This is a genomic window from Nostoc sp., from assembly GCF_036918245.1.
In the GTDB taxonomy this organism is placed as follows: Bacteria; Cyanobacteriota; Cyanobacteriia; order Cyanobacteriales; family Nostocaceae; genus Nostoc.
Window position 1 is genome coordinate 1 of sequence record NZ_JBALEF010000020.1, and the last position, 9,297, is coordinate 9,297.

Below are 9,297 nucleotides of genomic sequence, written 5' to 3' on the forward strand. Positions count from 1 at the left end.
GTCAGCAGTGGTCAACTCCTGAAAACCCTGACTGGTCATAGCAGTTCGGTCTATAGCGTCGCCTACAGCCCCAATGGACAACAGTTAGCTTCTGCTAGTCGTGACAAGACGATCAAAATCTGGGATGTCAGCAGTGGTCAACTCCTGAAAACCCTGACTGGTCATAGCGATTCGGTCATTAGCGTCGCCTACAGCCCCAATGGACAACAGTTAGCTTCTGCAAGTTGGGACAAGACGATCAAAATCTGGGATGTCAGCAGTGGTCAACTCCTGAAAACCCTGACTGGTCATAGCAGTGAGGTCATTAGCGTCGCCTACAGCCCCAATGGACAACAGTTAGCTTCTGCAAGTGATGACAAGACGATCAAAATCTGGGATGTCAGCAGTGGTCAACTCCTGAAAACCCTGACTGGTCATAGCAGTGAGGTCTATAGCGTCGCCTATAGCCCCAATGGACAACAGTTAGCTTCTGCTAGTTGGGACAAGACAATAATTTTATGGGATTTGGATTTCGATAATTTATTACACAGTGGTTGCAACTTACTAAATAATTACCTCATTGCCCATCCAGAAGTGTTAGAAGAGTTGCAATCATGCCAAACTTCATCGCGGTTAACGCAAGGGGCGACAGCGTTACTCATCCAAGGTGAGAACTTAGCGCGAAATGATGATATTAAGGGCGCTGTTAATAAGTTTGGCAAAGCACAGCAATGGGATAATAAATTAAAGTTTAATTCAAAGCTGAGAGCGAAAGAATTTGTTAACAAAGGCAAGGCTGAACGCTCAGTTGATGAAGGAAACAGCCGCTTAGAAGAGAAAAAGTTTAAGGAAGCGCTAGCAGCTTATACCGCAGCCCTCAAGCTCGATTCAAAAGTCGAAATTCCTATAAGTTCTTGGGATAAACTATGCTGGGACGGTAGTCTGCAAAAACAAGCTGCTGATGTGTTACCAGCTTGTGAAAAAGCCGTTGTACTTGCACCTGAAGATGGCAACATTCGTGATAGTCGTGGCTTGGCTAGGGCGCTGACAGGGAATATCCAAGGAGCGATTGAGGACTTTGAAGCATACATCGCCCAGACTGACGATAAAAATCGTAAAGCACAACGGCAGCGCTGGGTGAAAGATTTACGGGCAGGGAAGAATCCGTTTACAGATGCAGAGCTTAAGAAGTTACAGAATTAGTGAGACATTGTGCAAAAAAAATGAAGTTATCTCACTTTTGCAAAAATATGTCTATGACCTCTCTCCAAACCTCTCCCCTAAGAGGGGAGAGGCTTTGAGTCTTACTCCCCAACGCTAGTAGGGAAGGGGTTGGGGGTTAGGTCTCTATTGAACTCAACCCAGAAGCGCTATAGATAATCACAAGGTGGAAGAATGCTATATAGCGATTTTAGTCTCGCTAAGGTGAAAAAGAGTTTTGACTTAACACTCGATGAAACTCGTAATTTATTTGCTCATACAAAACCTGTTACACCATCAAAAACTCTCAAAACGATTTTAATAGATTACATTCCTTTAGCAACTGCGATCTTCACCAAAAAAGCTAGGTCAGAGTTTTTAATTGCACCAATTCTTGCAGAGGTCAGACGATTATTAAATAATAAAATCTCCCTGGTTTCTAGAAATGAATTTAATTTTGTTGAAAAATAATATAAATTAGGAAACTCGTCCACCATTACCACTATTCAATTAATATGAGTCTATATTGTCTAGTTCACGGTGCTTTCCAAGCCACTTGGTGTTGGGATTTGCTAATTCCCTACTTAGAAGCACAGGGTCACAAAACCGTAGCAATGGATTTGCCAATTGAAAATGCATCTGCTACTTTGTCCGAATTTGCGGATGTAGTAATTCAAGCGCTGCCAAAAACTGATGATGATATTGTGCTAGTCGGTCACTCAATGGCTGGTACTATAATTCCCCTGGTTGCAGAAGCGGTAAAAGTGCGTCAACTAGTATTTGTAGCTGCGCTCCTCCCCTATCCTGGAGTTAGTACACTCGACCAATTTTCTCATCGCCTTGATTCTGATACGCTCAAATCATTCAATTACCAACCCAAAGACCCAAGTATACTCGAACAGTTCCAAGATGAGCCTGATATGTATGAACCAGCTTCCGTAGGCAAAGATTATTCAGACGAAGCAGTATTAAGGGAGTTTTTCTTTCATGATTGTCAACCGGATATAGCACAGTGGGCAATCTCGAAAAGTCGTTCGCAACAATCTATGGCATATATATTTGAAACGAATCCTCTAAAAGCTTTGCCAAATGTTGAGCGAAAATATATTGTTTGTAGCAATGACCGAATAATATCTCCTACATGGTCACGCTACGCTGCACACAAGCGCTTAGGAGTCGATGCCATTGAACTACCTTCTGGACATTGCCCACATCTATCTCATCCTGAACTTCTTGCCTCAGTATTAACTAGTGATTAATTGTTTGAGCAATCCAAAATATTTTGCCCAAGCAGACTCTCTTACTGGTGCGTTGGCGCAGCCCGCCGTAGGCATCGCCCATAATAAATGAAGCCCCATAAAGCTAAACTAGTATGGATTGGAGAACTTATATTTATTCAGACCCGAAAATTCTCCTTGGAAAGCCTGTCGTCAAAGGAACACGGCTATCTGTGGAATTCATATTGGGGTTGTTTGCCGAAGGTTGGACAGAACAACAAGTAACAGAAAGCTATCCAACTCTCAGCCCTCCTGCAATCCAAGCTGTGTTCGCATTTGCGGCGGAGTGTCTCAAAGAAGATGTATTCTACACATCGTTGCTATCTACTGAGGCCAGGTAATGCGGTTTCTGGCGAATGAAAACTTCCCATTGTCCAGTGTGCGGCTGCTACGGCAAACAGGCTATGATGTCGCTTCCGTGACAGAGGATTCTCCAGGTATTAAAGATACAGAGGTTTTGACTCGTGCGGCTAATGAGCAACGGGTGATTTTAACGTTTGATCGCGACTACGGCGAACTCATCTATCGCTTAAAATTACCATCACCAACGGGTGTGATTTATCTGCGGTTTCGCCCCCATACTCCTGAGGAGCCAGCCACACTGTTGTTAAATTTACTACAGATAGAAGGATTGCAATTTGAGGAACGGTTTACGGTATTAGAGCGCGATCAGATTCGCCAGCGTCCTCTGCCGTAGTTAGGCAATACGACAAACCCAAAAAGGCTAGAAACCGCATCTAAGCTGTTTCTAGCCTTTATTTATTTAATGGGCAGTACCAGACTCGAACTGATGACATCCTGCTTGTAAGGCAGGCGCTCTACCAACTGAGCTAACCGCCCTTTTGTTCAATCCTTAACCAATATAGCAAAATATTTCGCATTGCGCTAGTAGTTTTAAGAAAATCTTTTTTTCTCTTATACTGACTCAGTATTCAGTTACTCAGCACTGGCTAAACGCCCCGCTATCGCTAACAGGATTTAAAATGCCCTCTGGTCGGACGCACGATCGCATTACTATGTATGCTCTGCCATTCGTGGCGGGCGTTACTTTCTGGCAAACTCGCAGTAGCAATGCAACTTTGTTGGTTGCAGGCGGGTTTCTCTTTGGCGGGCTGATGTTTGGCCCCGATTTGGATATCTACTCTGTGCAATTTCAACGCTGGGGTTTCTTGCGCTGGATTTGGCTACCTTATCAAAAAAGTCTCCGGCATCGTTCTTTTTTATCCCACGGGCCGATTATTGGCACGATTTTGCGGATACTTTATCTGGGGTGTTTGTTAGCTATTTTGGCAATTTTCGTTTTGGCAGTTGCCGAAAGGTTATGGAATCTGAGCTTTACTTGGCAAGATTTGGGGAGAACTGTGGGGCGATCGCTCGTGCAATACGATACTGAATATATCGCCCTGTTTTTGGGGTTGGAACTCGGTGCGATGAGTCATTCTCTGAGCGATTGGGGCGGTTCGGCTTATAAGCGCTTTCAAAAACAGGGCATTCGGGGGTTGCTTCCTAGTGGCAAAATAAAAAAGCGGAAAGTTACAAGTCGCGGTAGTCGTCGAGCTACAGTTAGCAGAAAGAGCAACGGAAGAACGACAAAGGACAAATGACAAATGACAAGTGACAGAGTTGATACTTTGGCGGCGTTGCAGGAATTGATTGAGGTGGTGGCGAAGTTGCGATCGCCTGATGGTGGTTGTCCGTGGGATTTGGCTCAAACTGCCGAAACGCTGACGCCTTATGTGATTGAGGAAGCTTATGAGGTGGTGGATGCGATTAAGAGTGGAGATAAAGGTGCGATCGTAGAGGAGTTAGGCGATTTATTATTACAGGTGGTATTACAAGCCCAAATCGCTAGCGAATCGGGGCAATTTTCTCTCAAGGAAATAACTCAGGGGATTTCCCAAAAGTTGATTCGCCGTCATCCTCATGTGTTTGGTGATGTGTCTGTTGCCAGTGTGGATGAGGTGCGGCAAAATTGGGAACAAATCAAAGCTGCAGAAAAGGGCGAAGCATCTCCAGACGCGCAAAAATTTAGTGCTAAACTCGCTCGTTATGGACGTACCCTTCCCCCACTGACGGCGGCGATGAAAATTTCTCAAAAGGCTGCGGCGATCGGGTTTGAATGGGAAAATATTCAGGGCGTCTGGGATAAATTTCATGAGGAGTTGGGAGAATTCAAGCAAGCTTTAGCTGAGGAAACACCCGAACGACAAGAAGCAGAATTAGGCGATTTACTATTTGCAGTTATTCAGCTAGCGCGTTGGCATAATCTTGACCCCAGCACCGCTTTGCAAGGCACAAATCAGCGCTTTGTCCAGCGATTAGAAAAAATGGAGGCAGTTGTTGACCGTCCCCTTTCTGATTACAGTTTGAATGAATTAGAAACTCTCTGGCAACAGGCAAAAGCTCAACTTGCTCAAGAGGGGATTGAGAGTAGAGAGTAGGGAGTGGGGCAGAGAGAGGCTTAGAACTTAAAGCTTCAGGCTCAAAGGTGCAACTTTCAAGTTCAAAGGTGCAACTTTCAGGTTCAAAGGTGCAACTTTCAGGTTCAAAGGCTCAAGCTTCAAGTTCAGAGGCTCAAACTTCAGGTTCAAAGGCTCAAACTTCAGGTTCAAAGGCTCAAACTTCAGGTTCAAAGGCTCAAACTTCAGGTTCAAAGGCTCAACTTTCAGGCTCAAAGGCTCAAGCTCCCCAATTCCCACTGCCCAGTGCCGATTTCCTGCTTCAAGATTTTTTAGCATCAAACCACTTATCATATAGCGATTGATAAGTGCCATTTTCTTTAAGACTCAGCAAAGCCTGATTAATTGGTTTGCGGTGGGGACTGTTATTGGGCAGAATGATGCCGTAGCTTTCTTCACGCAAGATACTGCCAACAATCTGTACTTTCTCTTTGCCTTCATTGGCAGCATAGAAGAGGAGTACAGGCGCATCAAACACTACGGCATCAGCTTTTTTTGTTTGCAGAGCATTGTAAGCTTGCTCAATCTTAGTAACTTCTAAAACTGAAATCTTATGTTCTCGCAGGTATGTGGCGGCTGTGCTACCCGCAGTTGTGGCTACTACCTTGCCGGGTAAATCGTCTATACTCCTGATATCGCCCTGAAGCTGTTGCACTGTCAATGAGGTAGTCGCGCTGGCTGTAAAGTAGGCGGCAAAAAGTACTCCGATGAACATCCAGACAATACCTACTAGGCGTCCCATTACTCCCTTGGGCATTTCGTCAGCTTGGGTTGCTAATGTGGCAGCTGCCCACCAACAGGCTTTGAAAATGCCAGGAAAGTATGATTTGGGAATCATCCCATCTTTGTGATGACGTTCAGATAACCAAATAATGTGGGCTGCTACCACAATTAGTACCAGAGCAACGCCTATTACTTGCAAGAGGCTAGCAGAGAAAAACAATTGCAAAATATTTGGGAAGGTACTGTTGTTGCTCTCTGGGTTTCTCACCATAATTTGCAGCCCCCCAGCAAAAATAGGTAATGAGAAATCAAAATTCTGCTCGCGTTCGGCTGTAATCGAGATGGCTGAAATTCCCAAGTTGGCTTTGCTTTCCTTAATAGCTAAAAGCAGTTGCGGCACAGTGGAATATTCAATAAATTTAGACTCTACACCTATTTGGTTAGCGATGTTGCGCCAGAGGTCGATACTGAATCCCGATAACTCACCTTTGTTTGATAGCACAAAAGGCGGTATAACTCGTGTAGCTACTAATAACGGTTGTTGGAGTTGTGGTTTTTGGGCTACTCCTGGGGACGCTATTAACAACAATGCCAAAATTCCACCTATTAATCCTATGCAGGTATACAATGCTAAGGAACGCTTAGTTTTGTTTTTCGGGTCATATCTGCCAATTGGGCTGTTTTTTCCAGCTATAAGTTGGCGAAATCTACTAGCGATCGCATTCATCATCAGAATTCTTTTAGGGTTGTGTGCATAATCTATTTATCATGCCCACCCTATACCAAATATCACGTTCATCATCCCCCTAAAACCAATTTTTTTCAGATTTAGGGGGACTGGGGATTGGGAAGATAGATTACTTTGCCTGTAGTCGGGTTGATTGTTTCACATTTGCGATGGCTTACACTATTTACTGACTCATTGTTAATCAGCAACTTGGTTGTGCCAATTTTGACCTATTGTTCTGGTACTGTTGTTGTAACCATTAGACCCTCCTTAAGCTATAAAAACATTTGCTTAAATCTATTTATTATGTTTCTTGCTGTACAGTACTCTAGGTGGATTTCTTGATGAATTGTTTGTTTTAAAATAGGAGATAGAGATTGAGACGGTTATATTGTGTTTAATTCACTTTGTATAACTCCCATTGGAAACACAAACCTCTATCTTTTGAGCAATAGTTTTGAGATCAGTTTTTAGCGTACATTTGGGTTTATAATTGCCTGATATTTTATCTAACGTGCGCTTTTTAGTCTTTGCAAAGTGAGCAACATGGATGTAGACGATTTTAGTCAACAAATAGAGATATTGCGCTCACGGGTAACACGATTACTGCAAAGTACTGCAAGTCAGCCGTATTCCCAGCAAGAGTTAACAGCAGAAGCTTTTGAAGAACTTCAAATCACTTTGGAAGAACTAAAAATCGCCTCCGAAGAACTACAAGCAACACGAATCGTAGTAGAGAAGGAGCGTCAGCGCTACCAAGAATTATTTGATTTTGCGCCTGATGGTTACTTGGTAACTGATACTTATGGCACTATCCTGGAAGCGAATCGTGCTGCTACCATACACATCAATGTTTCACAGCGATTTTTGGTTGGCAAACCGCTGCTTACTTTCATCGCCCAGTCAGATCATCAAGCTTTTTTTGATTACCTAACTCAGTTGCAGCAGCTCGACCGAGGCGGGGAATGGGAAGTGTGTTTACAACCACGAGAAAAAATCTGTTTTGATGTAGCTTTCACAGTAGCTACCGTTCGTAACGAGTTAGGTAAGCCAGTTGCTCTGCGCTGGCTAATGCGTGACATTAGCCAGCGTAGGCGTTTAGAGTTGCAGCGCCAGCAGTTATTTGACAATGAGCAAGTCGCCCGAATCGCAGCCCAAGCGGCAGAGAAGCGCTCTAATTTTTTGGCTGAAGCAAGTCGTGTATTGGCATCTTCCTTGGATTATCGCACTACCCTAACCAGCGTCGCGCAATTAGCAGTGCCTACTCTTGCAGATTGGTGTATTGTGGATGTTATCGAAAATAATTTGCCAGTCTTCACTAACCCAGTCATCGTTGCATCTGAACCAGCGAAGGAAGCGCTAATCCGAGAACTCCAACAACGCTATCCAATTGCTGTTGATGCTGATTATGGCCCAGCAAAAGTTTTACGGACTGGTAAGCCGGAACTGGTTACAAACATTCTTGAGTCTTCATTACAGAAAAAGTCCTCGAATGAGGAACACTTTAGTCTGCTGCGCCAACTCCAAGTTAAGTCTCAGATGGTAGTGCCACTGTTAGTACGTAAACGCAAGCTAGGAACAATTCTATTTGCGTCTGCACAACCAGGACGCCATTACACGACTGTAGACCTAGAAATGGCTGAAGAACTTGCTCAACGAGCAGCATTCGCCATTGAAAATGCCCAGTTTTATCAGCAAGTCCAAGAAGCTAACCGCATCAAGGAAGAGTTTTTAGCGATCGTTTCCCACGAACTTCGTACACCTCTCAATTCTATGCTGGGTTGGGTTCAAGTAATACGTACTCGCAAATGGGACGAAGCAACTACCTCTAAGGCATTAGAGACAATTGAGCGGAATGCCAAACTTCAAAGAAAACTGATTGAAGATATCCTGGATATCTCACGGATTGTACAAGGACAAATTCGCCTAAATATCCGTAAAATTGACCTTATGCCTGTAATTCAGGCGGCAATTGAAGCTGTACATCCCACCTCTGAAATTAAGAATATTCAAGTTGAATTTCATCTTGACTCCTCAGTTGGTCAAGTTATGGGTGATGCAGAACGCCTCCAACAACTAGTCTGGAATTTGCTCTCTAATGCCGTCAAGTTCACACCTAACGGAGGGCGAGTTGAAGTATATCTAGAACAGATAGACTCAAATGCTCAGATAACTTTCTCTGACACAGGTAAAGGAATTAGTGCTGACTTTCTACCTTATATCTTTGAGCGCTTCCGTCAAGCTGATAGCACAACTACTAGAGCAGACAATGGTTTGGGATTGGGGCTAGCAATTGTCCATCACTTAGTAGAAATGCACTCAGGCACAGTCTATGCAGTTAGCGAAGGGGAAGGACAGGGAGCAATATTTACAGTATTGTTGCCTCTAGTAGAACCGCAACCAGAGCAGTTAATTAAAGAGAGTGAAGTAAAAGTCGATAACCTCTTAATACTCAACGGCTTGCAAATACTTGTTGTCGATGACAATACCGATACGCGTGAGTTAATTGCCTTCATCCTTGAACAGTCTGGAGCGCAGGTGACGGCGGTTAGCTCAGTAGGTGAAGCCCTGGAAGCACTAGGACAATTAAAACCAGATGTTTTAGTCAGTGATATCGGAATGCCAGATGAGGATGGTTATTCCCTGATTCGGAAAGTGCGGGCGCAGGAAGCAGAGCAAGAGGAGAAGATTCTAGCTGTAGCACTAACGGCATTTGCTAGAGATGAAGAACACAGTCTCGCTCTGCAAGCTGGATTCCAAGTTCATGTATCCAAGCCAATCGAGCCAGAAGAGTTGGTGAAAGTGGTAGCGAACCTTACCAAAAGCAGCAAACAAGTTTAACCCTCTTTTGTCACTCTCGCCGGAGTATAATTAAGGGCGATCGCTAAAAGTGAAGCCTTAAGATGGTTGAGCCGCGCCCACCCGCGCCCAC

At 44.1% G+C, this 9,297-nt stretch carries 10 protein-coding genes and 1 tRNA gene; 8 read left to right on the plus strand and 3 right to left on the minus strand.

Annotated features, from left to right (window positions below):
- From V7L12_RS04615 to V7L12_RS04635, 5 genes are all read left to right on the plus strand, one after another.
- Nucleotides 1–1,182 (plus strand): WD40 repeat domain-containing protein (locus V7L12_RS04615; protein WP_442947868.1); only part of this gene is annotated, 1,182 nt, incomplete at its 5' end.
- A 192-nt stretch (nucleotides 1,183–1,374) separates the two neighbouring features.
- On the plus strand, nucleotides 1,375–1,650 hold the full coding sequence (locus V7L12_RS04620) for a hypothetical protein (RefSeq protein WP_335082532.1): 276 nt from the start codon (nucleotides 1,375–1,377) through the stop codon (nucleotides 1,648–1,650).
- Nucleotides 1,651–1,694: 44 nt separating this feature from the next.
- Nucleotides 1,695–2,438, plus strand: coding sequence for an alpha/beta fold hydrolase (locus V7L12_RS04625; RefSeq protein WP_335082534.1), 744 nt, complete (start codon nucleotides 1,695–1,697; stop codon nucleotides 2,436–2,438).
- 113 nt (nucleotides 2,439–2,551) lie between these two features.
- Nucleotides 2,552–2,797: a DUF433 domain-containing protein gene (locus V7L12_RS04630; RefSeq protein WP_335082536.1), complete on the plus strand. Its 246-nt coding sequence runs from the start codon at nucleotides 2,552–2,554 to the stop codon at nucleotides 2,795–2,797.
- On the plus strand, nucleotides 2,797–3,153 hold the full coding sequence (locus tag V7L12_RS04635) for a DUF5615 family PIN-like protein (RefSeq protein ID WP_335082538.1): 357 nt from the start codon (nucleotides 2,797–2,799) through the stop codon (nucleotides 3,151–3,153). Before V7L12_RS04630 ends, V7L12_RS04635 begins: the two co-directional genes overlap by 1 nt.
- A 70-nt stretch (nucleotides 3,154–3,223) precedes the next feature.
- On the opposite strand, the gene V7L12_RS04640 is transcribed toward V7L12_RS04635, so the two are convergent.
- A tRNA-Val gene (locus V7L12_RS04640) sits at nucleotides 3,224–3,296 on the minus strand.
- A gap of 143 nt (nucleotides 3,297–3,439) precedes the next feature.
- Here V7L12_RS04640 and V7L12_RS04645 point away from each other — a divergent pair.
- Together V7L12_RS04645 and mazG are read left to right on the plus strand one after the other, a co-directional pair.
- Entirely contained in the window at nucleotides 3,440–4,060 is a 621-nt protein-coding gene (locus V7L12_RS04645) for a metal-binding protein (protein ID WP_335082540.1), read from the plus strand.
- A gap of 3 nt (nucleotides 4,061–4,063) precedes the next feature.
- On the plus strand, nucleotides 4,064–4,897 hold the full coding sequence (gene mazG / locus V7L12_RS04650; RefSeq protein WP_335082542.1) for a nucleoside triphosphate pyrophosphohydrolase: 834 nt from the start codon (nucleotides 4,064–4,066) through the stop codon (nucleotides 4,895–4,897).
- Nucleotides 4,898–4,924: 27 nt separating this feature from the next.
- Here mazG and V7L12_RS04655 read toward each other — a convergent pair whose 3' ends face one another.
- Both V7L12_RS04655 and V7L12_RS04660 read right to left on the minus strand, forming a co-directional pair.
- Nucleotides 4,925–5,194, minus strand: a complete 270-nt coding sequence (locus tag V7L12_RS04655) for a hypothetical protein (RefSeq protein WP_335082544.1) — start codon at nucleotides 5,192–5,194, stop codon at nucleotides 4,925–4,927.
- Nucleotides 5,178–6,368 carry a transporter substrate-binding domain-containing protein gene (locus tag V7L12_RS04660; RefSeq protein WP_335082546.1) on the minus strand — a complete coding sequence of 397 codons (1,191 nt, stop codon included), beginning with the start codon at nucleotides 6,366–6,368 and terminating at the stop codon, nucleotides 5,178–5,180. The genes V7L12_RS04655 and V7L12_RS04660 overlap by 17 nt, the downstream gene beginning before the upstream one ends.
- A gap of 543 nt (nucleotides 6,369–6,911) precedes the next feature.
- Here V7L12_RS04660 and V7L12_RS04665 point away from each other — a divergent pair.
- Nucleotides 6,912–9,206: a PAS domain-containing hybrid sensor histidine kinase/response regulator gene (locus V7L12_RS04665; protein ID WP_335082548.1), complete on the plus strand. Its 2,295-nt coding sequence runs from the start codon at nucleotides 6,912–6,914 to the stop codon at nucleotides 9,204–9,206.
- Nucleotides 9,207–9,297 lie beyond the last annotated feature (91 nt).

Excerpts from the sequence above, each read along its gene's own strand:
- V7L12_RS04620 (WP_335082532.1), top strand. The coding sequence starts at position 1,375 with ATGCTATATAGCGATTTTAGTCTCGCTAAGGTGAAAAAGAGTTTTGAC.
- V7L12_RS04625 (WP_335082534.1), top strand. The coding sequence starts at position 1,695 with ATGAGTCTATATTGTCTAGTTCACGGTGCTTTCCAAGCCACTTGGTGT.
- V7L12_RS04630 (WP_335082536.1), top strand. The coding sequence starts at position 2,552 with ATGGATTGGAGAACTTATATTTATTCAGACCCGAAAATTCTCCTTGGA.
- V7L12_RS04635 (WP_335082538.1), top strand. The coding sequence starts at position 2,797 with ATGCGGTTTCTGGCGAATGAAAACTTCCCATTGTCCAGTGTGCGGCTG.
- V7L12_RS04645 (WP_335082540.1), top strand. The coding sequence starts at position 3,440 with ATGCCCTCTGGTCGGACGCACGATCGCATTACTATGTATGCTCTGCCA.
- mazG (WP_335082542.1), top strand. The coding sequence starts at position 4,064 with ATGACAAGTGACAGAGTTGATACTTTGGCGGCGTTGCAGGAATTGATT.
- V7L12_RS04655 (WP_335082544.1), bottom strand. The coding sequence starts at position 5,194 with ATGCTAAAAAATCTTGAAGCAGGAAATCGGCACTGGGCAGTGGGAATT.
- V7L12_RS04660 (WP_335082546.1), bottom strand. The coding sequence starts at position 6,368 with ATGATGAATGCGATCGCTAGTAGATTTCGCCAACTTATAGCTGGAAAA.
- V7L12_RS04665 (WP_335082548.1), top strand. The coding sequence starts at position 6,912 with ATGGATGTAGACGATTTTAGTCAACAAATAGAGATATTGCGCTCACGG.